We start from the raw sequence: 22,214 nt of genomic DNA, 5'->3' as shown, positions 1-22,214 counted from the left end.
TGGCAATCAAAAATTTTGCGTTAGTAGATAAATATAATTATAAGAAGGCACAATAAGCTGATTATCCTGCTTATTGTGCCTTCTTTCCACGCAAAACTTCCGATTGTCCCCTGAAAGAACCGTCCCTATGTTCTTTTATGTTCTTTAAAAAATGGGAGGTTTTTTCATGATGAATACGAAAACACATATAAAATCGATAACTATTGTATTGCTAACAACTCTAGTAATAAGTGTTTTATTTGGTAGTATTGTCTCCAATCATGTATTTGCTAGTTCGAAAACGGATGAAGTTACATATTCCGAACAAGAGATATTCGAGGGAATTTTCTTTGGTTGGGGAGAATATGGGGAAAAGGTGAACAAAGAGGGTTATAAATATAATCAAGATGCAGAACAAGCAATTAAACAAATTACAAGTTTGATGGAAAAGAATCATCCTGAGTATTTAAAAGAGCTATATGAAGCTGTACAGGATAAAAATCCAGTTAAAATCGATAGCTTCATTCAAGATGGGGCGAAACTTATCCAGGAAACTGTGAAAAATCATTCAGAAGATTTAATTGCTAGTGGGGAAAACTTTACATTAGCTGGTGAGGCACAATGCCTATATGCAGTAATTTGGAAGTGGATATATTTGTGGTCATCTCCGTCTAGCGAACCGAAATTACAAGTAACTTCTGATAACTCGGATTTACTTAGAGAACAATTGGTGGAAAGAATTATTAGCCAATAAGAGAGCAAAGGGACGGTTCTTATGTTTCCATTTTGGGAAAATGGGTTAGGAGCACAAGAACCGTTCCTGATCGCAATTTCGATAATAGAGGAAGTGTGGTAATTGTCCATGCTTCTTTTTTTGCTTCCATTCAAGAGAAAGGCTCTCAAATATAATGGAATATATTGATGTGATTAAAACACTATATTTGAGAACCCTGACAAGTTTGTTCCCTTGATCCCCACCTAAATACAATCTTTGTATTATGCGGGAAGTAGTGTTTGTATTTGATAGACTTCGTAATTATGTTGATTATTTATCAAATTACATTAAGCATTTTCAGGATTTTCGATATTGTCCCTGAATGGATCTGGACCTACCTCATAATCGGAAGCGATCTGTGTAGTAGGAGAAGTAATAGACAAACCAATCAGTAAAACGAATGCAACAAGAAATTTTTTCATAGATTATTCATCCTCTCATCGAAATTTGTTCTTTTGTATGAATTGCTAATTTATACATCGTATTTGCTCTCTTATAATCGGAATGCTTTTCATACTGATCCGCAAAGATTAATGCATAATCATAAGTTAAGTTTAGTAGGCGGTTGTTTGAAAAGAATTCCATACTAACTTTTTCTATTTCTATTAAGTCTTCCATCCATGTATTTTCTTGTAACAGTACAGTGAATACGCTTAGTTGAATTTCTTGCTCTTGTGAAGGTGTCTCCGTAGTTAAGTTGTTGGTCTCTTGGAGGTAACGCATAGCTGTAGCGTAATCCTTTAAAATATAGTAACAACGGATTAGATTTACGTAGGTTCTTGCTTTTTCTGTTGTATCATTAAATTCTAATCCTTTTTTGTAATAGGCAATCGCATGATGATAATTATGTTGTAATTCATAGCAATAGCCTATATTGTTATAGACCATACTTAAATAGTAAATTTGGTCTTGTTCTGGTAAATATTTAAGTAAAGATTTGACTCGATGATAAGCCTCGATAGACTCTTCATAAAATCCGGTATTGTTATAGCTAATACCTAATAAAATATGACATTTTGCAGTTTTCATGAGGATGTAATTGTCATTAAAAATAGATAGGGCTTGGTTAGCGTAATGAGTACTTCTTTCATAGGAATATGTTTTGATATAGTTATAGGCTAGTAAATAATAGAATTCTCCTAGTTCGATTGGTTTAGCAAGGCTGCCAAAGTCTTTTACGGCTAACAAATTTAACCCTTCTCGGATTGCATCTTTATATTGCTTTATGATGAAACTATAAAACATGTAGACATAGACATATAAAAAGTAGTTTCGGTTATAGCCTGGTTGAATATGTTCTTCAATCTTATTTAAAATCACTGCAGCTTGTTCGAAATTTTTATTTCTCAGTAAGTAATAACTATAGACAATTTGATACTTTAAATATAGATCTCCACCAGCAGTGATTGCATGATCTTTTATCCGTTCGATGTCCATATTTGATTCACAATTAGCAATTAAAGATTCGTACCAGTTTTCGATTTGTTCTAGGTTATCATCACTTTGGGTTGCTATTTGATAATAATCTAAACCGAGTCTTTCAAATAATAAGACGTAAATATCATCCTCAACTAGTACTTGTCCATTCTCGATCCTACTTAAATAGGAAGGAGAACAAATTCCAAAGGATAAATTTTCCTGACTTAAATTCTTCTCAAGACGTTTGACCCGTATTAAATTACCAAACCCTACTTTTTCCATTCTGATTCACCTCCTTATCATATAATCAATACTTATATTATATTAAAATTTCAGAAATAAAAAACAATTAAGCGAGACTAAAGAGACGTTTCTGGTGCTTCATTGAGTCCTAATGTAACATGTTGAGTTGGGATTGTGATCGAGATGTTTGAGAGGGGGTAATGCGTTATTTGTCCATCGTTCAATGGAATAGGATGAGGAAGTAATTGGGTACTATCCACCAAATGCTAGAGTGGAAATTCTAACGCAAGGGGTAGTACCCTTTTTAGAATTATTTACGGTCCAGTAGTAATTTCAGTAGTAATGACTGATGTATACGTACCACTTCTAACATCTTTTGGTAGTAATTTTAGAGTTAGTGCATCTGTCGGATCAAAAGAAACGGTATATGTCCCCATGCCGCTATTTTCAGGAGCACTTAAAATCTTTACACCAGTACCACTATCAATGGCTCCACCCGCGGTAATAATATCACCCACAGGAGATGAACCTTCCGCATCAGTTGCAATAGCTATGCTAGGTTTGTCCACAGTTAAAGAGCCAGTCGGTAATGTTAAACCGGAATCATCAACAGCTGTAAATTGCGTAGCATGCATAGTTACATTCCAACCCGCACCTGTACCTGAAGGGTCAGTAACATTAAAGGAGTCGATATTAGCAGTTGTCGATTGGATTTTACCCTCTAATACTACAGCATTGAATGTACCGACTACTAAAGAATCCATTGCTAATGGTTGTCCTGTTATGGATACATTACTCTCATTAATTTCTGCTGCACTTGCAAGGTTTCCAGCAGGAGCTACTAAAGTTGCACCTAACATCGTAGCAACGACTATTCCACCAACCATCACTTTTAATTTATTAAACTTAGTATTTGGTAGATTTTGTTTAACATAACTTTGTGCGGCAAGGTGAACTTGTAACTCATTATCTTTTCCTCCAAATTCTTTAGAATATTCTTCTAAAAAATTCGACCCAGCATCAAGATAAAGTATTATTTCTACATAATCATTTTCGTTCTTTACAATCTCATGACTTTTAAAATTAATCAATTGACTACCTCCTTTCTTAAATCATCCATCATAGTTTCAACTAATTATAAAAAACCATGCATCAGGGAAACACTAAATTAAAATATAAGGAGGCTATATATGTATAGATATAGGAACGTTATATTGGCATTTTTACTATCTTTTGGATTCTATTTTTCCTTAGGTATACAGCAAGTATTTTCTGAGGAAACTGGGCCACCACTTAGCATTGAGCCAATCTATCCTGAAAACCAGGAAACTAACACGAAAGGTTATTTTCGGTTGAATGTAGAACCAAACCAAAAACAAACCATAAAGGTAAGAATTACAAATAATTTAGATGATGATCAGAGAGTTACGATAAATAAGGCCAATGGGTTTACCAATCCAGTAGGAGGGATGTTGTATAGGGAAACGGTTGACTCACCAGATTCCGTTTTATTAGATGATGCTATTAAGTTAGTTAGTTATATGACTGTTGATTCAGAAGTAATCATTAAGGGAAAAGAAACGGTTGAAGTACCAGTAGACATAACTGTACCTAATATAGATAGCGGTACGATTTTAGGTGCAATTCGTTTTGTAACAGAGGGGGAGACAGATAATGAATCGGTTGAAGGGGAAGGAGGATCAGCGAACTTTGTTTTAAAATCAGAAACAGTCCATTCGATAGCTATACAGTTGGATTTACCCAATTCCATAACACCCGATTTTTCATTGGGGGAGGCAGGGTTTACGTTAAAAGGGCCAAGTGCTTATATTGAAATGAAAAATGACGCACAAATGATTCAGGAAGATATTTCAGGGGAATATAGACTGGAAGACTCGAATGGAAATGAATTATTCCAAGGCGAGATTCCTTCATTTAAAATGGCACCGAAAACTCAAATTCAATATCCCTTTCAATGGAATTACCAGACTTTAGAAGATGGTGATTATAAGTTATTTGTTACGGCAGATGTTAATGGGAATGAAGTCGTAGCTGAAGAAATATTCTCTATTGGGAATGATGAGGTAGAAGAGTATGTAGAGCGAAATCAGCCAGTAATTCCACAAGGTAAAACAGATAACAGTAATACTAATTGGCTGTGGATGATTGTAGGAGCAATAATATTAGCTGGATTTATGTTTTGGTTAGGTAGAAGGAAAAAGTGAAGTGGGGGGGACAGTTCCCCCCTTAAAGTATACCTACCTTCAACCATTCAACTTCTTATAAATCTGTAGCATTTGTTGTCTTTCTTCCTCGGTGAGTTTTTCGAAGAGGTTTTTTCTTAGCTTTTGTCCAGATTCGTGGGCTTCTTTTAGAACTTTTTCCCCATCGGCTGTAATTTCTAAATAGAAGATTCGACGGTCATTTTCATCAGTGGAGCGGGTAATTAGCTGCCTCTTTACTAATTTTTCTGTTAGATGGGTAACTGTCGGTGGTGTTAGGCCGAGTACTTTTGCCATATCGGAGGGGCGGCTTTTTCCATGTGCTTTCAGATGACCAAGTACTAAAACATGGGATACGCCCAAATCGTTATTAAAAACTTTATTCCACTGAATAATCAGGTTATTTGTTACTTTGTCCATATTATGTATGATCTCGAAAATCGTGAACTCTTGCACGGACTTTTCCCCACTTTCCGAAAGAAATCCCCAAATCCAATCGGGTAATATTTTTACTTATTATACCATATTAACAGGTTACCATCCGACAGCAACTTTCCTTGGATTCAACATATGCGAGGGGAGCTTTTCGCAAAATGTCTGGAATAGTATTATTTTATTGCATATCTAATCCCAATTTAGTAATATTTAGTTATAAATAGTTAGACGTCTAAATATTTAAAGTATAAATAAATGATAGAGCATGATCGTCAGTTTTAAGTGTTTTTATTTAACGAATTGACAACGCTTTAATACCTATGAATTAGAGCTATTTCAATTCATAGGTAACCGTCATTTTATATCTTTTATTAAGATGCAAATAAGTGTAGTTTAAAGAAAGGCAACATACAAAAAGGGGTGTATCGAGTTGAGATTAGAAGGTAAAGTGGCAATTATCACAGGTAGTGCTTCAGGTATTGGAAGAGGGATGGCACTTGCTTTAGCAAAAGAAGGGGCACATGTTGCAATTGTTGATATTAACGAAGAAATGGGTCAGAAGACATTAGTAGAAATTAATCAGTATAGTGAAGGCATGCTTATTATTAAGGATATCTCGAAAAAAGAAAATGTAGAACAAATTGTATCCGATGTAGTGAGCAAATTTGGAAAGTTAGATATTTTAATTAATAATGCACATGCTTCCAAACAAGCATTATTTACGGAAACAACACAGGAAATGTTTGATTTATCGTTCGGAACAGGATTTTATCCAACTGTTCACTTCATGCAAGCTGCATATCCAGAATTGAAGAAAACAAAAGGTAAAGTAATTAACTTTGCTTCTGGTGCAGGTCTGAATGGACAAGCGACACAAACTTCTTATGCTGCTGCCAAAGAAGCAATTAGAGCGATTTCACGTGTTGCATCGAATGAGTGGGGGCCAGAAGGAATTAATGTTAATATCATCTCCCCAATTGCACTTACTGCCGGTGTTGAACAGTGGAGTAAGAGTGCACCTGAATTATACGAAGAAATGATAAATAATATTCCGCTAAGAAGAATGGGAGATCCAGAAGGGGATATTGGTAGAGTTGCTGTATTTCTATCTAGTGGTGATTCCGATTATATTACTGGCCAAACGATTATGGTTGATGGTGGTTCTACGAAATTACGTTAAAGATAAAAAAGGGGGATGGCTTAAATGGGTAGAGTAGAAGAAAAAGTGGCACTAATCACAGGTGCAGCTTCTGGTATTGGTTTGTCAACAGCACAAATCTTAGCAAGAGAAGGGGCGAAAGTTGTCCTTGCTGATTAATTATTTCAGTATTTATCTTATTGTTCGCAGCATCTAGTTCGCGATGATTTTTGTAGCACTTATTCTTTTTGCTTTTGTTACTAGTGGAATTGGAATTATTGCACCATCTCTAACATCAAGTCTATTTGGAAACAAAGAATATAGCCAAATTTACTCCAATGTATCATTAGGACTAGCAGTAGCTTCCATCGTTGCACTGGCAGCGTATGGATACATCTTTCAATTTACAGGAAGTTATTCTGGAGGATTATATGCCATATTAGTCATGCTTGTGATTAATATTATTACGGTTATTATTGCTTACAAAGGAAAAGCTAAGTTAGAAAAAGCAGGTTTATGAAATTAATAACTTTACGTAAAGGGGAATTACTATGAAAAGATTAGAAGGAAAAGTTGCCATTGTTACTGGTGGAGCACAAGGTATGGGAGCAGCTCACGTGAAACGCTTCATTGAAGAAGGAGCAAAGGTTGTTTTTACAGATATCAATGAAACCCAAGGACGTATTCTAGAAGCGGAACTCGGAGAAAATGGTAAATTTGTTAAACAAGATGTAACGAATGAATCAGACTGGCTTCGTGTTGTAGAAGAGACAGAAAAAGCATTCGGTTCCATCGACATTTTAGTAAACAATGCCGGTATTACCATGGCTAAAAACATCCTTGATATTAGTGTGGAAGAGTACCGCCGCATTGTCGATATTAACCAAGTATCTGTATTTTTAGGTATGAAAGCAGTTGCTGCTTCTATGCAGAAGAATGGTGGCGGATCGATTATTAATATTTCTTCCATGAACGGTCTAGTTGCTGGTGCTGTTGCCTATACGGATACAAAATTTGCTGTTCGCGGCATGACTAAAGCAGCTGCGATGAACTTAGCGCCTATGGGTATACGTGTAAATTCAGTCCACCCAGGTGTTATCGCTACACCAATGGTAGTTCAAGAAGATACGAAAGCAGCAGTAGAAGAATTCGCAAAACATATCCCATTAAAACGTGTAGCACAACCAGAAGAAGTATCCAACATGGTGCTATTCCTAGCATCTGACGAATCAAGCTACTCAACAGGATCCGAATTTGTAATCGACGGCGGAATGACCGCACAGTAAGTGGTGAAGCGTGGGACGATTCACATGCTAAAATAGGTATTTATATAGGTGGTGCCTGACACCTCCCGAAAAATGTTGGTTTTTGTCGAATGGGAAAGGGGAGATGGATGAGCCATCTCCCCTTAATTAATACTGTGACGAAGGTGTTAATTATTCAGACCAATAGTCGATCATCGCATTTCCATAGGTGCTGATGATGAGATTACCATCTTCGGTTACTTTTCCGTCTTTCTCTAATTTATCTAACTGATTCAGGAACAGTTGCATATGGTGAACGACTTTTGCGCCGTCTCCTTGTCTTTCAAAGTTACTAATTGGGGTCAGTTTATTTTGTAAGACCCTTGTCATCGATGGTATTTCAAATTCAAATCGATTCTGAAGTAGAACAGAACTCAATACGCCTGTGTTGATGCCATTCGGTAAATCATCAATGACAATAGCTGCGATATTATAGTTCGTATCGTCACCATTTGGATTGTAGTCATTTTCAATATTACCAGCTGCATCGACAGAGAACCACTTAATGACAGATGTTTCTTCGATTGTAATGGATTCCATTAAATCTCTTGTTCCACCAACCATAACAGCAGCAGAATCCATTGTTGGTTTGGAGCCGTCTAAAGTGTAATAAACTGTCGCTGGTTCACTCATTTCAAATTCGATATCAACTGGTCCGTCATAAATTCCTCCTTCTGGAACTAGCGTTGTTTCCGGATTTGTTTCATCATTTGCATTAGCGAGCGCTACTTCAAGTAGTCCAATTAATCCATTCGCAAATTCCATTGCTTCGGCATGGCCTTCTTCAAAGTCTGGTTGGAAGCCAACACTAACCCAGCGCTCTCTCTCCTCATCCCAAAGATCTGCACCAACTTCAAAGTTCCATGCGTAAATGTCGTGGTTATACCATAAAGCATCGGCAGAGTTTCCGCCTGCAGAATATAACACATCTGGAATTGGACCTGTTCGACCTGGTAGAATCACTGTTCCGCGATGATTTTTAATTGTTTGTAAAATATGTTCGGATGCTTCCCAGAAATACGCTTCCTCTCCTGCAGTAGGTACAGGTAGTGGATTACGGTCAGCGTCATAAGCACCTGGAGACCACATGAAGTATCCTCCGTATGCATGAATGTTCATCGCAAATTTAATGTTTGGATTTTGTTCTGCTAACCAGATTAAGTTTTGTGCTTCTGGTTCAGAGTTCGGTTCTGGTCCAGCATACGTACCAGACGTACAGCTTGTCGAACCACCGATATATCCATTGTAGACAGAGCCAACTTCATGGTTTCGGTTTAAATCTACGCCCCAAGAATTGCGGTAGGCTGGATCAGATGCTTCTGGTCCACAATGATTCGTTATATTTTTTCGTTGCATATTGTAATCAAAGAAGGAATAGTGTCCACCATCAGGGTTCACGGTTGGAACGATGAAAATATCTAAATTATCCACTAAAGCTTTCGTGTTTTCATCAGTGTAATAGTTTCTTAGTAATCGTTCTGCCGTTTCAACCGAAACAAGTGGTGTCACCCATTCCCGTGCATGTTCTTGCGAATAGCCAAGCACGCCAAGCTTTGAACCGTCACGGTGTTTCCCGATACGAATCGCTTTTACCGTATACGGATCTCTGGAAATATCGGCTGGTGCACTCAAATTATCGGTTAACGAAATCGTGGATTCTGGTTGTACGACTCCACTTCCGTCAGATTGTCGATATAAAGCGGCTGTGACAAGGTCACCTGCCGTTTCATTAATGGCAGCAATAACTTCATTTGCAGTACTAGCTGGTTCGCCGGAATCATCGGTTGCTAAGGAAACGGTAATTGCACTACCATCCACCGATACGGCTAGATCTTGATTCGCTTCATCTGGTGCCTCAACTGTAACGGTAATATCATTTCCACCTTCATGTCCCCAAGCTTTTGATGTTAGGACAAATGCCGCAGGAACGGTACTACCAAGGGTTGCTTGTGCATGTCTACGATACCCATTTGTTTCGTAAGGTAGATCAATAATTTCTGCTAGTTCTGGGAATTCTTCCGCTAGTGATTCGATTCGCTCCGTTATTTCGGTTGGGTTCATATAACGGTCGACGAAGTTTTGAAGGTATTCACCCCCAACAGGTGTACCATCCTCAATCCATTCCGTAAGCTCTGTTTCGACTTGTCCATTTTGGTTAGTCGTGATGACAACATTATTTGGAACGGAATCAATCTTTGTTAACACATAGTGATACAAGTAGACACCGGCATCAATTTTTCTAACCATGTTTGCCGTTTGTTCTTCGCCGTTAGCATCTACCCATTCGGCTGTCATTGTTACATCACGTCCTGCACTGGATTTTGCCTCCAAGTACAGAAATGTTCCTGACTGGTTCGTGAAGTAATCCACACGGAACACTTTAATTTGATCTGTTTCACTCGATAGTTCGAACTTATTAAGACTTTTTCTAGCTTGTTGGTTCAACATACGTTCTACATCTTGAGCGGTTTGAATCACATTCACTTCATAGCCTTGGGATTCTAATAGTTCCGAATCGTCTTCGGACAGAATGGCGTGGACCTCTAGCTCACCATTTCGCTCACTAACATATCCTGTTAGTTCATACCCACTTGCAACAAGGTTGTCCAACATATCTTCGCTCGGCACAATAATCTCCATCAGTGCCATCTCCGGAGCATCTTTTTCTACGATGGTTGGCGCAGCCGTTGTTGTATCAAACGCATAAGAAGTAAAGGCTATGGCTAGTGCACTGACAATAACCATAAAGTACTTGAAAAAACGTTTGACTTTCATTTCTTCCCCTCCCAAATAATATTAGAATTCGAAGAAATAATATCATACTTTTCCAAATATTAGAATATTTCAAACAACAAATAATCCAATAGAAATAGGGTTTAGACAAAGTTTTTAAAAAGGTAGGGAAAAGGTAATAGGGGGACAGTCCCTATGTGAAACGTTTCACAGGGGACTGTCCCCCTTTTAGATAACTCAAAAACTTCTCGACATGATTAGACAAGCAAATCTAGTAAAAAAGAGACAATATGACGTACTTTTCCAATTTATTTCGTATTATTTTTAGTAGTTTTATACTACAAAATACGCACCTGTACGGGAAAGTTGTCGAAGTATGTAAAACGATTATTCTTCATTTGACAGATTATTCTGATACGCTTGTCCTATATCATTGGGTGAGGAGTGGTAATCTTGTTAAAAGTTCTATCGAAAGTGGGGATAGGTCTTGTCTTAGCAGGAGGTGTTATGCTTGGTGGCCTGCAATTACATGACAAACCCACAGAGGAAACACGCCAATTTGATTTAAATCTAGCAGAATATGTGGCAGTAACTCCAGAGTTGGCTAATAAAGCTAAAGAACTGGGGGTAGATGTGTCTAAATCAGATCCGGCTGAAAAGATTGCAAATCACGGTAAAAAGTTCCAACGGGCCGGCGATAATCATGTTGCCTATAGCGAGGCTACAGGGGATGTACCGGTACTCGTACTACTTGCCAAGTATAAAGATGGTGACGAACCAATTGGGGATATGGAAGGGCAAATCCCAGCTGAGTATTATGAGGATTTAATATTTGGTACAGAGTACAATCCGTATGAACTAGATGTGTTCAAGCAATATGATGGCCCAAATGTGCCAAAGGACCGTACGATGCAAAATGCGTACAAGGAATCTAGTTATGGAGCAGTTAATCTAGTAAGGAAAGAAAATACAGAATTTGTCTGGGTAGAGCTTCCAAAGGGTGCTTCCTATTACTTAGATCAAGACGGGACATATGCTGAAAATGGTACATATGTATATGGCAATGAGAATGGATATGCTCATTTAGGTGAATTCGTAAGGGACCTTCTAAGAGCAGCAGACGAACAAGTAGATTTCTCTGAATATGCGGAGGATGGAGAAGTACCGAATATTTTCATCATTCATGAAGGAACAGGGGCAGAGTTCAGTTCTGATCCGGCACAAATATGGTCTCATAAATGGAGTCTATTAAGTGCCCTTTACTATGGGAAATACTATGAAACTGGCTATACACCAGATGTTCTTGAGGGAATAAGCCAGGAAGAATGGATTAATAGAATAGTAGAAGAGGAAATGGTCTATGATGGCGTCCTTGTCAATAACTATAATATCCAACCTGCTATCGGTGGGAATGTTGCTGGATATTATTTTGGAACAAATAGCTACTATGAAGAATTAAAAGACGGTCCATACCCTGCTCAAGTTGGGGTGTACGCGCATGAGTTTGGTCATGCTCTTGGTTTACCGGACTTTTATGACACGGATTATACATCAGAGGGTACTGGGAACTACTCTCTCATGTCAGGAGGTTCTTGGATGAGTTACCCAGATGCTCCACCATATTGGGGGAACTCACCAACGCATTTTGACCCGTTCTCTAAGATTTTCTTAGGATGGGTAAATCCAATTGAAGTAACACCAGAAGATGGGGTACAAGAGATTACGTTACCTCCTATCGACCAGGCGGAAGCGGATAACGGAATTGTTAAGATGGAAGTACCGGGAACAGGTGGTACGGAGTACTTCTTATTCGAAAATATCCAACAAAGCGGCTTTAACAAAGGATTCACTAGCCAAGGGGAAGACTCGCATGGATTAGTTGCATGGCATGTGGATGAAAATATTATTAATTTATCTCAGACAGTTGGATTCCGTGTCAATAACGTGGAAAACTGGAAGAACAAGCGATTCCAGTATAATCAATCAGAGGTAGCAGCTGACGGTACAGTAGTCACTCACTATGGTCTATCCGTACTTCAAGCTGATGGAAAATATGACTTAGAGAAGTATGTAAACCGCGGAGATTCTGGAGATTTCTTTAAGACAGGTTCTGAGTTAACACCGAACTCCGGAAAAGTCCATACTGGTTCTTATTACTTCTGGAAAGGCTATAATAATACACCAGCAAACTCTGGTATTCATGTAACAGACATTACTGAAAATGAAGATGGGTCGATAACTGCTAAGTTTTATTATGGTAAGAAAAAAATAAAGTAATAAAAACCCTGAGTCCAGTAAAATGGGCTCAGGGTTTTTTGTGAAGCATGGGGGTCCATGCATCTTTTTTAATTGGTACCATATTTTGGTGCCTGACACCTCCCGAAGTATGTAGGATTTTGTCGAATTAATAAACGCTATTTAATTGGGTTCCCTTTCTCAATAAATTAGATTATAAAATAGCATAATAAAGAAGGCACGATAAGTGGATAAAATCTACTAATAGTGCCTTCTTTATTTATTTGGATACAGTTCCTAACTACTTCTCATTTTTGATTGTTTTTGAATGTTTTTGGTGGTAAAATACTGATTATGGAGGTGTGCCATGTTAACTGAAGAAAGGCATTCTTTTATATTAAACGAACTGAAACGTTCTGGCATTGTTAAAACGCAAGCAATTATGAAAGCGTTAAATTGCTCAGAATCCACGATTCGAAGAGATTTGGACCACTTGGAAAAAGCGGGGTTTTTAACCCGTGTTCATGGTGGGGCTAAACGAATTTACAAAATCGATAAAGAATTATCCATACAAGAAAAAACATTCAAAAACATTCAAGAGAAACAAAAAATCGCCAAATTAGCAGCATCCCTACTAAACGACCAAGATGTAATCTTCTTAGATGCTGGGACAACAACATTGGCATTCATAGATTATATCCAAGTAGGGGATATTACAGTTGTAACGAATGGTATTCAGCATGCAGCATTGCTCGTTGAAAAGCAAATTAAGACGATCCTTTTAGGTGGTACGATCAAATTTTCCACAAAGGCGATGATTGGTTCGATGAGTCTTCGGCATTTGGAAGAGTACCGTTTTAATAAAGCATTTATTGGAATCAATGGGATTGATCAAGAATTTGGCTGTACAACCCCAGACCCAGAGGAAGCTGCAATTAAAAAGTTAGCAATCCAACAATCTGCTACGAGCTATCTGTTAGCAGATGAGACGAAATGGAATAAAGTAAACTTTGCGAAAGTATGTGATATATCTGATGTCACGATTATTACGAATCCAAGTTATGTCGACTTAACAACTTATCAAGAAAATACAACCATTTTGGAGGCAACATCATGATTTACACTGTAACCTTGAACCCTTCGATTGACTATATAGTGAACGTCCCCCAAGTTGCGCTCGGGGAATTAAATAAAATGGACAGTGACTTGAAATTACCTGGTGGAAAAGGAATTAATGTCTCCAGGATTCTACATGAACTGGACATTCCGACTTGTGCGTTAGGATTTCTAGGTGGATTTACCGGAAACTTTATCAAAGATTGGTTAGAAACAGACGGTTTAAGAACAGATTTTATTTCTATCCAAGATGATACGAGAATCAATATTAAATTAAAATCCGATGTGGAAACAGAAATTAATGGTCGCGGACCAGCTATTACGAATGAAGAAGCAAGTCAACTGATGGAAAAATTAGCTCGGCTAACCGCAGAAGATACGGTCATTTTATCGGGTAGTAAACCGCCGAGTTTGCCGGATGATTTTTATAAACAATTAATTTCTATTATTAAAGAAAAAAATGCTTCCTTTATTATCGATACAACTGGGAAGGACTTGCTTGATGCGTTAGTCGATCAGCCGTTACTAGTGAAGCCAAATAAGGAAGAATTGGCGGAACTATTTAATGTGACGATGACGAGTGAAGAAGATGTTCGAACCTTTGGTGCCAAATTGTTGGAGTTAGGTGCACAGCATGTTATCGTCTCGATGGCCGGAGAAGGTGCGTTATTATTTACGAAAGATGGCACGTATAAAGGGACGAACCCAAAAGGAACAGTGAAAAATTCCGTTGGTGCCGGTGACTCGATGATTGCTGGTTTTACGGGAGAATTTATGAAAACGAAAGATCCTGTGCAAGCATTTAAAATGGGAATTGCATCTGGCAGTGCGACAGCATTTTCCGATGATTTAGCGAAGCAGCAAGATATTCTTGCATTACTAGAACAAGTAGAAGTGAAAGAAATCTAAAATGAAAGGGTGAATAACATGAATATTACCGATTTACTTAGAAAAGACATTATGATACTCGATTTACAAGCAACTGAGAAAGAAGCGGCGATTGACGAGATGATTGCTGGACTAGATAAAAGCGGTGTCCTCACTGATGCAGCGGAATTTAAAACAGCTATTTTAGCTCGGGAAGCACAAACTTCGACTGGTCTTGGTGATGGAATTGCAATGCCGCATGCGAAAAATAAAGCGGTAAAGGAGCCGACTGTACTTTTTGCTAAAAGTCAAAAAGGGGTCGACTATGAATCATTAGATGGACAACCTGCTTACCTATTTTTTATGATCGCAGTTCCAGAAGGTGGAAACAATACTCATTTAGAAACATTAGCAGCTCTTTCGAGAAAGTTAATTGACCCAGATTTTGTCGCGCAATTAAAAGGGGCTTCAACACCTGATGAAGTTCATGCGTTATTTGTGGAAGAGGAGGTAGAGGAGGAAAAAGAATCTACCGAAGCTCAGCCGGAAGGGAAAAAGCCATTTGTTGTGGCGATTACAGCTTGTCCGACGGGAATTGCCCATACGTTCATGGCAGAGGATGCGTTAAAGAAAAAAGCGCAAGAAATGAATGTCGATATTCGTGTTGAGACACAAGGATCAGAAGGGTCTAAAAATACATTAACGAAAGAAGAAATTAACCGTGCAGATGCGGTCATTATTGCGGCGAGTAAAACAGTCGATTTAGCTCGTTTTGATGGAAAGCCGATGATTCAGCGCCCGGTTGCCGATGGAATTAAAAAATCGGAAGAATTAATTACGAAAGCTGTTAACAAGGATGCCCCAGTTTACCATCATGATGGTAGTAAAGCCGCAGATGATAAAGAAGAGAAGGCTACTTCTGTTTGGGGTAAAATTTACAAGGACTTAATGAACGGGATTTCTCACATGCTTCCATTTGTTGTTGGTGGCGGAATTCTATTGGCTTTATCTTTCCTTTTTGAAAGCTTTTTAGGTGATGATAGTACGACATTTACTTTCCTGAATGAACTGGGCGGAAACGCGTTTCATTTCTTAATTCCGATTTTTGCCGGGTTTATTGCGTTAAGTATTGCAGATCGTCCAGGATTAATGCCAGGTATGGTTGGTGGGCTCATTGCGGTCAATAGTAATGCTGGATTTCTAGGTGGATTAGTTGCCGGATTTTTAGCTGGTTATGTTATTTTATTTTTACGAAAAGCATTACGTGGCTTACCGAAATCATTAGAAGGATTAAAACCGATTCTTTTATACCCAGTTTTAGGACTGTTTGTTACAGGAATTCTTATGTACTTCGTCTTCGGTCCAATCTTTGCAACGATTAATACGGCGATGGTTGATTTCCTACAAAACTTAGGGACAGCGAATGCGGTATTATTAGGAATTGTACTTGGTGGAATGATGGCCATTGATATGGGTGGACCATTTAATAAAGCGGCATATGCATTCTCCATCGGTATTTTTACGGATACTGGAGACGGAAGTTTAATGGCTGCGGTTATGGCAGGTGGTATGGTACCACCACTAGCGATTGCGTTAGCAACGACTTTCTTTAAACAGAAATTTAATGAAGATGAACGGAAAGCTGGAATATCGAACTATGTGATGGGAGTTTCCTTTATTACAGAAGGGGCGATCCCATTTGCAGCAGCTGATCCATTACGCGTCATCGGATCATCAATTATCGGTGCAGCAATAGCAGGTGGCCTAACCCAATTCTTTAACGTAGCCATCCCAGCCCCACACGGCGGAATCTTCGTCGTCCCACTGGCAGAACACCCATGGCTATTCCTGTTATCCCTAGTGATCGGATCTGTCGTTGCAGCGGTTATATTAGGAGTGTGGAGGAAGAAGAGGTAAATAGGTGTCTGACACCTCCCGAAGTTTGTTGGATTTTGTCGAAAGGGTTAAAGAAGTCAACTACTCAATAAAAAATGCATGTGGAAGAGAGTTTCCGCATGCATTTTTATTTTGTTGGAATAACACACCTGTTAACTATTCAGGAAATATATAGCTACTGTAAGGAAAAGGGGAACTGACATACTCTTTAATTTACTTCTTGGCCACAAATCAACTGTTGCGACCACTCCCCCTATTATAAGGATAATAGTTCCAATATGTTTAATAACAATTAGTGATAAGATATTTCCTAATTGAGCTATAAATAGACCAATTATGAGAAAGCCTACCGTAAAAATAAAGTGAGGAGTCTTGAAACTTCTTTTAACATCGGTTTTTTCTTTTTCATCCATTTTCACATATCCTCGATAGATAAACAAAATTGGTATACCCCACATTAACAAAAAAGGGATTATTTGATCTGGAGCTATATTCAAATGAACTCCTCCCTAGATAATTGTAAAATATGGCTTACACGACTAATTCATCCACTAGATGACCTTCATTTATATAGAAATGATGGAATCTCTTTATGTTTTTAAGTCGATTTAGTTAATCATTCTCCCTATAAAGAAGAAACAGATTTGTTGATAATTGTGAACTTATACTCTACAACCGAACCGTTTAATAGAAGAGGGGGACAGGTTAATAAGCTCTCTTCTGGTGATTCAATATAGCTACTAAAAATATTGGTATAAATAATAACATAGTAAAAGACAGGAAAGTTAGGAAAAGTAATTTTCCTCCATTGAATAGAAATAGAACCATCATAAAAACAGCTAGTCCCATAATAGACCCTTTCAGAATGTTATCAAGACTTAACTCCGCTGAAAGTATTACTTGTCTAAGTAGAAGATAGGCAGCAGCTAAGAGAAGGGTGGAAGCGAACAAAAACATAATCCCAGGAACAATCAAATTCCACATCAGATTTGAATTCACCGAACCTTCCACACCGGAGTTGAAGAAACGGAAGATGACGCCCTCGACGACGTTACCAACAGAAAACTGATGAATTGGTAAATAAAGAGACTTCGCCCAAATAGCCAACCCAAAACTAATAATGATAAGAGAATATGGAAGTAGTGCAATTAACATAGAAACACCCCTTTTTATATAAGGATATGCAGCTTGTCCAGGAAATAGGACAAACTTTTTGGGGGAAGAGCAGTGGGGAAGTCTGTGCGGGTAGTGTCTCTGTGAGGGGCCACTATGAAGGTGCCTGACACCTCCCGAAGTTTGTTGGTTTTTGTCGAATAGTTGATGCTCGTATCAGTGAGAGGTTTTCATTTTGAGGAGTATTCTATCACTATGGATTAGTGATGCTTCCTTTACGGGTGAATGTTCAAGGCAGTCCTGGCTTATGAGTGTAGTCCAAATAATTTGTCAGATTTTGAAGGAATTTTAATCTGTCGTGTTGAATCAATATAGTGTAGGTAATTTGGACTATAAACAAGAATGGAAAAGGAATAAGTTAAGTTAGAACTTAATTACGGCAAAGGGGTTTTGTATATGGCGGCACCACTACGCAAAGTAGATGAATACTCGACTAATTATTCAACAAATAATAGAAAAGGGAAGTTTATCTTTATCATTATTTTGGTATTATTAATCGGTTACTCGTTAATAAACGGGTTAGAGATTAATCAGCATAAGAAAGTAAGAGAATATTTAGAAACGAGGCAACAGTACTTCTCAGCAAGTGATTCTGACTTTAAAGAGTTGCTTTCTAAAGTACATCAATCCAAAGATATCAGCTCGCTTAACTCCGATATTATCCAAGTTAAAGCTTCGCTAGAGAATCACTTTCAAGCTTTTAATGATTTGAAATACCCAAAGAATTTCGAGCAATTACATAAAGATACTGGCGAATGGTTTATAAAAATAGTAGTTGTATTGGATTATTTAGAGATAGTAAGTTTAAAGAATTCTTTTCAGGCTGAAGTATTCAATCAATATATTGCAGATGTAAACAATGTATTAAGTAAACTCAAACCAAGTTTTGTTCAAGGTTTACAAAAATCAAATATTAGATACATAGTTGAACCGGAAGGACATATTACTTATTGGATAAAGGAAGACCAGTATAGGCAGTAGTGAAGGAGAAGAAAGAGCCATTTATTGTATAAAGATTAAACAAAATTGAATCAAAGGTGCCTGACACCTCCCGAAATATGTTGAATTTTGTCGATAACCCGGTACTATCAATGCGAGGAATTATCGACAAAAAATGACAAAACTCGGGTGGTGTCAGGCACCTTAATGATGGAACCTTAATAGAATTTTACCATCTCAATGCGATGACTAGGTCGCAGCAATCGCCATTGAATACTTTGTTATCTAGCATGATGTGGATTCCTGTTGGGGTAAAGGTTGTTTTCACTTTAATGTTTATGCCGGTTGAAACGATTAATTCGTTTACTTTCTCCTCATTTGACTCCTGGGCTAATGTCATCAGCTGTTTTGAGAATTCTGGATCACCTGCGAGCTTATCGACAAGTAGGTCAGCTTGCTTCATCAATAACTGAAACTTTCGCACCGATTCATCCAACTTTTGTATATTTACAGGCGGAAATGATCGTTTGGTTCCTCCTGTGTTGGTGGACATTGCAGCCTCGTTAACGAATGTTGGAACATAGTTAACGAAGGCGGTATTATTTCCCTGTGGTGGATATGTTGGATAGGGACTGTAAAAGTATGGATACGCGTAATAATACAAGGGAAAATCCTCCTTTCAAATATTTCATAGTTCTTTTATCGTATGTATCTTGGGCTAGGGTGTTTCCACTATATGTTAATTTATTTTTCTGAGTGGGGACAGTCCCCCAACCCTATCTGTAAGTGCGTAACCATCGACAAAAAATGACAAAACTCGGGTGGTGTCAGGCACCAAAAAAAGGCACCAAAAAAGAACGTTTCTCAAGCCTCATTGTAGAACTACCAAATGATTTAAGAAACGTCCCTATTTATTTGCTTTCGACTTATCTAATAAAACTTCTCATCCTTCACACTCAAATCATAAATATTTTCCAAAATTTCCGTTCTTAATTCGACTAACTCATCGTATTCATAGAAGAATTTCACTTTTTCATATTTCACTTCTGTTTGTCCTTCTAATTCTTCCGGATCCATGACGACAAAGGCAGTAAATGCCTCGGCAAAATCCTCTACTAGGTGTATCCCCTGGTAACTGTTAAAGAAATGATCCTCATATTTCATAAAAAATTCTTTGTAATCTTCTTTAGAATTCCAGTCCACTGCTTCATGGTCAACTATAATATCCTCCCAAAATGCTCGGTAATAGTGATATAAATAACTCGATTCATTGAAGCATCCCCAGAAGAAATAGGTTGGACATTCCCCAGATGCATTCTCAATTAATTCTTGGTTATCAGAAAGATAGGAAAGGTAAACTTCCCTATCGATATTTACTTGACTCTCATCAAGTGTCAGTACATGAGCAAATTCATGCAAAAGAACGGACCGGAAAAACGGGCTGTAATCTGGGATGCCTTGCCCCATCCCTATGTATATTTCTTCAATGTTGTCTTCATCTCTGCGAACTTTAAAACCGTATTCGTTTGAATTCGTCCAAACAATGCTTTTCACATCTTTTCTGTAGTCAGAAGGAATCATATTGGCAAAAATGTACCAATAACTCTCTAGTCTTTCTGCCCCGTTTTGGCTCGCTTCCACTGATTTTTCTTCGATGAAGTCATCATAATATGCAGTAGTCTGCATCTCTCCTAATCCACCAGATTCATCAACGTGATAATATAATATAGTTTCCTCCAGTGTTTCATCTAGCATAGGATAATAGAAATGATTTTTTCTCTTATCTATACTCCAATTGCTTAAGTACTTGGAATGAACCGATTGAAAACAGTCGCCTCGTTCTAATGTATCTTCCACTTCTTTACATTCTTTCCCGCGTATCGCAAAATTTCCAACCATGTCATCAATAGATTTACTTACTTTGACTGTATTTGGATCAGTCTTTGTTTCTTCTTCCTTGTCATTACTACAGCCAGTAAGCAGTCCTATGAAGACAATAGCTCCTACTAGTAGTAACCATACTTTTTTCATTCTCACCCTCCTAAAGTATCTTATTTTACTAATTATTACGATTATTTAGGAAAAAGGTTTCATTTGAATATATGCCAAATAGAAGGTGTCTGACACCTCCCGAAATATGTTGAATTCTGTCGAAAGACCAAACGCAACTATTAGTGCGTAACCATCGACAAAAATTGACAAAACTCGGGTGGTGTCAGGCACCAAAAAAGCACCAAAAACAGGGGAGCTGTCCCTCTCTATGTAGTTCTTTCCTCCCAACCTATTACTTAGTGCTCATTTCTAGAAAAATATCATTTTTGGAAATGGTGATATGTTAGAATTGGCTTTGAATATTAAGGGATTGGAGAATGCAAATGAAAAAGATTACTATTTTTTTGCTTTTTATTATGATTTTTCTAATGTCGTGTGCATCCAATGAAGCACCCGAGAATAATGGGCAGAACAACAACTTGGAATCAGACAGAAATGAAAACAACACCTCGTCATCTAAAGAGGTGGAAGATGATAAGAAGAGTGATGGTTTTGAAGAGATTGACTTAATTGATGTCGAAGGAATAGTATCGACAGTTCATTTTGGTCTAGATCAGGATGGAGATACGATGCATTGGGGCGAGAAAGATACGTTTGCATCTAATGACCTCAGGGGTAAGGTTTGGATGGATGGAGAGATTATTTCCATGGACATGGACCGATTTGGACATGGTTCGATTATTACACCGAGTGGAAAGATTGCTAATAGCGAGTCCGAAGATAGAATTTATACAGTTATCTTGTTAGACCCACGTACCGGTGAAGTTGAAGAGTTTACAAAAGATGATGGGAATAACGATATAATTATCCCAGCAATTTTTAACTTTAGAGAAGACCCACTTGCCTATGCAAAGCGACGGGAATATACTGATGGGTTGCAATATTTTGTATGGTATTTGGAAAGTAATGATTTTGTTGAATTCGACATGACTGAATTTATTGAGGGGGAAGTTGGTGAGATAGCCAATCCGCAATACGGTACCGTCATGCTTAGCACAAATGGGGAAAAAGTGCTCCTTGGGTATGATGAAGGAATTTTTCAGTATGATATCGAAACTCAAGAAATGGATACGTTACTAACGAAAGAAGATAATGCGCTAACACTAGCATATACCAATGCAGATGATAATTACCTCCTATATTTTGTCAATGAACAAGATGATGATTTTAATCATCCATTGTATGCAATTGATCTAGAAACGAAAGAAAAATTCGAGATTGGCTTAGGAAGAAATCCGCATATGTTGGATGATGGCACTATGTTCTATCAAAACAATAATGAGCTCTTTGTATATGATTTTGAAACGAGAGAAAGTCAGTTACTGTACACAGTTGAACTAGAAGAAGATGAAGAATTAAAGTTTGTTAGGATTAGTCAAGATGGCAGTACACTCGCATATGCCTATGAAATTGAATTAGAAAAAGGCGAGGAAATGAAAATTAGAGTGTTGAGGGCACATTAATGGGTGTCTGACACCTCCCGAAATATGTTAGATTTTGTCGAAAAGCCAACTGCATATGTAAGAGGTTAATCATCGACATAAAATTACAAAACTCGGGTGGTGTCAGCGTATAATGGTAAATAAGTCAACCATCGTTTTTGCCTAAAAAAGGCCGACCTTAAGTAAAACTCTTAAAAGTAATTTTTAAAAAGTTCTTCTATCACAGAACCTTTATGATGGAACTCT

At 37.8% G+C, this 22,214-nt stretch carries 20 protein-coding genes and 1 pseudogene; 12 read left to right on the top strand and 9 right to left on the bottom strand.

Annotation, left to right across the window (positions count from 1 at the left end; translation table 11 throughout):
* The first annotated feature begins 166 nt into the window (after positions 1 to 166).
* Positions 167 to 733, top strand: coding sequence for a sporulation delaying protein family toxin (locus tag IEV35_RS19750; RefSeq protein ID WP_188386372.1), 567 nt, complete (start codon positions 167 to 169; stop codon positions 731 to 733).
* 308 nt (positions 734 to 1,041) lie between these two features.
* On the opposite strand, the gene IEV35_RS20360 is transcribed toward IEV35_RS19750, so the two are convergent.
* The 3 genes from IEV35_RS20360 to IEV35_RS19740 all read right to left on the bottom strand — a co-directional run bounded on the left by IEV35_RS20360 (position 1,042) and on the right by IEV35_RS19740 (position 3,507).
* On the bottom strand, positions 1,042 to 1,176 hold the full coding sequence (locus IEV35_RS20360) for a hypothetical protein (protein ID WP_268237941.1): 135 nt from the start codon (positions 1,174 to 1,176) through the stop codon (positions 1,042 to 1,044).
* 7 nt (positions 1,177 to 1,183) lie between these two features.
* The gene (locus IEV35_RS20515; protein WP_188386371.1) at positions 1,184 to 2,455 is read right to left on the bottom strand and encodes a helix-turn-helix domain-containing protein; all 1,272 of its coding nucleotides are present in this window, start codon (positions 2,453 to 2,455) and stop codon (positions 1,184 to 1,186) included.
* A 275-nt stretch (positions 2,456 to 2,730) separates the two neighbouring features.
* Positions 2,731 to 3,507: a WxL domain-containing protein gene (locus IEV35_RS19740; protein ID WP_188386370.1), complete on the bottom strand. Its 777-nt coding sequence runs from the start codon at positions 3,505 to 3,507 to the stop codon at positions 2,731 to 2,733.
* 99 nt (positions 3,508 to 3,606) lie between these two features.
* Between IEV35_RS19740 and IEV35_RS19735 the strand changes: the two genes are divergently transcribed.
* Entirely contained in the window at positions 3,607 to 4,641 is a 1,035-nt protein-coding gene (locus IEV35_RS19735; protein ID WP_188386369.1) for a DUF916 domain-containing protein, read from the top strand.
* A 39-nt stretch (positions 4,642 to 4,680) separates the two neighbouring features.
* Here the strand turns inward: IEV35_RS19735 and IEV35_RS19730 are convergent, their stop codons facing one another.
* A complete protein-coding gene (locus tag IEV35_RS19730) occupies positions 4,681 to 5,058 on the bottom strand; it encodes a MarR family winged helix-turn-helix transcriptional regulator (RefSeq protein ID WP_308419811.1) in 378 nt (125 codons plus the stop codon).
* Between the two features lie 445 nt (positions 5,059 to 5,503).
* On the opposite strand from IEV35_RS19730, the gene IEV35_RS19725 reads away from it, so the two are divergent.
* The 4 genes and pseudogenes from IEV35_RS19725 to IEV35_RS19710 all read left to right on the top strand — a co-directional run bounded on the left by IEV35_RS19725 (position 5,504) and on the right by IEV35_RS19710 (position 7,497).
* Complete coding sequence (locus IEV35_RS19725) at positions 5,504 to 6,253, top strand: SDR family NAD(P)-dependent oxidoreductase (RefSeq protein ID WP_188386367.1); 750 nt, start codon at positions 5,504 to 5,506, stop codon at positions 6,251 to 6,253.
* Between the two features lie 24 nt (positions 6,254 to 6,277).
* Positions 6,278 to 6,388 (top strand): annotated as a pseudogene (locus IEV35_RS19720) (SDR family NAD(P)-dependent oxidoreductase); the annotation flags it as partial.
* Between the two features lie 46 nt (positions 6,389 to 6,434).
* Positions 6,435 to 6,731 carry an MFS transporter gene (locus tag IEV35_RS19715; RefSeq protein ID WP_188386366.1) on the top strand — a complete coding sequence of 99 codons (297 nt, stop codon included), beginning with the start codon at positions 6,435 to 6,437 and terminating at the stop codon, positions 6,729 to 6,731.
* A gap of 31 nt (positions 6,732 to 6,762) precedes the next feature.
* Positions 6,763 to 7,497, top strand: a complete 735-nt coding sequence (locus IEV35_RS19710; RefSeq protein ID WP_188386365.1) for a glucose 1-dehydrogenase — start codon at positions 6,763 to 6,765, stop codon at positions 7,495 to 7,497.
* 150 nt (positions 7,498 to 7,647) lie between these two features.
* On the opposite strand, the gene IEV35_RS19705 is transcribed toward IEV35_RS19710, so the two are convergent.
* Positions 7,648 to 10,290 (bottom strand): M14 family metallopeptidase, encoded by a 2,643-nt coding sequence (locus tag IEV35_RS19705; RefSeq protein WP_188386364.1) that lies wholly within the window; start codon positions 10,288 to 10,290, stop codon positions 7,648 to 7,650.
* A gap of 411 nt (positions 10,291 to 10,701) precedes the next feature.
* Between IEV35_RS19705 and IEV35_RS19700 the strand changes: the two genes are divergently transcribed.
* The 4 genes from IEV35_RS19700 to IEV35_RS19685 all read left to right on the top strand — a co-directional run bounded on the left by IEV35_RS19700 (position 10,702) and on the right by IEV35_RS19685 (position 16,383).
* The gene (locus tag IEV35_RS19700; RefSeq protein ID WP_308419810.1) at positions 10,702 to 12,525 is read left to right on the top strand and encodes a M6 family metalloprotease domain-containing protein; all 1,824 of its coding nucleotides are present in this window, start codon (positions 10,702 to 10,704) and stop codon (positions 12,523 to 12,525) included.
* A 325-nt stretch (positions 12,526 to 12,850) separates the two neighbouring features.
* Positions 12,851 to 13,600 carry a DeoR/GlpR family DNA-binding transcription regulator gene (locus IEV35_RS19695; protein WP_188386363.1) on the top strand — a complete coding sequence of 250 codons (750 nt, stop codon included), beginning with the start codon at positions 12,851 to 12,853 and terminating at the stop codon, positions 13,598 to 13,600.
* Positions 13,597 to 14,508 (top strand): 1-phosphofructokinase, encoded by a 912-nt coding sequence (gene pfkB / locus IEV35_RS19690; protein WP_188386362.1) that lies wholly within the window; start codon positions 13,597 to 13,599, stop codon positions 14,506 to 14,508. The genes IEV35_RS19695 and pfkB overlap by 4 nt, the downstream gene beginning before the upstream one ends.
* An 18-nt stretch (positions 14,509 to 14,526) precedes the next feature.
* Complete coding sequence (locus IEV35_RS19685) at positions 14,527 to 16,383, top strand: PTS fructose transporter subunit IIABC (RefSeq protein ID WP_188386361.1); 1,857 nt, start codon at positions 14,527 to 14,529, stop codon at positions 16,381 to 16,383.
* Between the two features lie 131 nt (positions 16,384 to 16,514).
* Here IEV35_RS19685 and IEV35_RS19680 read toward each other — a convergent pair whose 3' ends face one another.
* Together IEV35_RS19680 and IEV35_RS19675 are read right to left on the bottom strand one after the other, a co-directional pair.
* A complete protein-coding gene (locus IEV35_RS19680) occupies positions 16,515 to 16,859 on the bottom strand; it encodes a hypothetical protein (protein WP_188386360.1) in 345 nt (114 codons plus the stop codon).
* A gap of 208 nt (positions 16,860 to 17,067) precedes the next feature.
* Entirely contained in the window at positions 17,068 to 17,517 is a 450-nt protein-coding gene (locus IEV35_RS19675) for a hypothetical protein (RefSeq protein ID WP_188386359.1), read from the bottom strand.
* A 414-nt stretch (positions 17,518 to 17,931) separates the two neighbouring features.
* On the opposite strand from IEV35_RS19675, the gene IEV35_RS19670 reads away from it, so the two are divergent.
* The gene (locus tag IEV35_RS19670) at positions 17,932 to 18,516 is read left to right on the top strand and encodes a hypothetical protein (RefSeq protein ID WP_188386358.1); all 585 of its coding nucleotides are present in this window, start codon (positions 17,932 to 17,934) and stop codon (positions 18,514 to 18,516) included.
* 187 nt (positions 18,517 to 18,703) lie between these two features.
* On the opposite strand, the gene IEV35_RS19665 is transcribed toward IEV35_RS19670, so the two are convergent.
* Together IEV35_RS19665 and IEV35_RS19660 are read right to left on the bottom strand one after the other, a co-directional pair.
* Positions 18,704 to 19,027, bottom strand: coding sequence for a YuzC family spore coat inner layer protein (locus tag IEV35_RS19665; RefSeq protein ID WP_505798153.1), 324 nt, complete (start codon positions 19,025 to 19,027; stop codon positions 18,704 to 18,706).
* A gap of 377 nt (positions 19,028 to 19,404) precedes the next feature.
* Positions 19,405 to 20,505, bottom strand: coding sequence for a hypothetical protein (locus IEV35_RS19660; RefSeq protein ID WP_188386356.1), 1,101 nt, complete (start codon positions 20,503 to 20,505; stop codon positions 19,405 to 19,407).
* Between the two features lie 344 nt (positions 20,506 to 20,849).
* On the opposite strand from IEV35_RS19660, the gene IEV35_RS19655 reads away from it, so the two are divergent.
* A complete protein-coding gene (locus IEV35_RS19655) occupies positions 20,850 to 21,989 on the top strand; it encodes a hypothetical protein (protein ID WP_188386355.1) in 1,140 nt (379 codons plus the stop codon).
* The last annotated feature ends 225 nt before the right edge of the window (positions 21,990 to 22,214 follow it).

The sequence above is a fragment of the Ornithinibacillus halotolerans genome, assembly GCF_014637405.1.
GTDB lineage: Bacteria > Bacillota > Bacilli > Bacillales > Amphibacillaceae > Ornithinibacillus > Ornithinibacillus halotolerans.
Note: the sequence above shows the minus strand (reverse complement) of the source record. Positions and strands in the feature narration are given on the sequence as shown.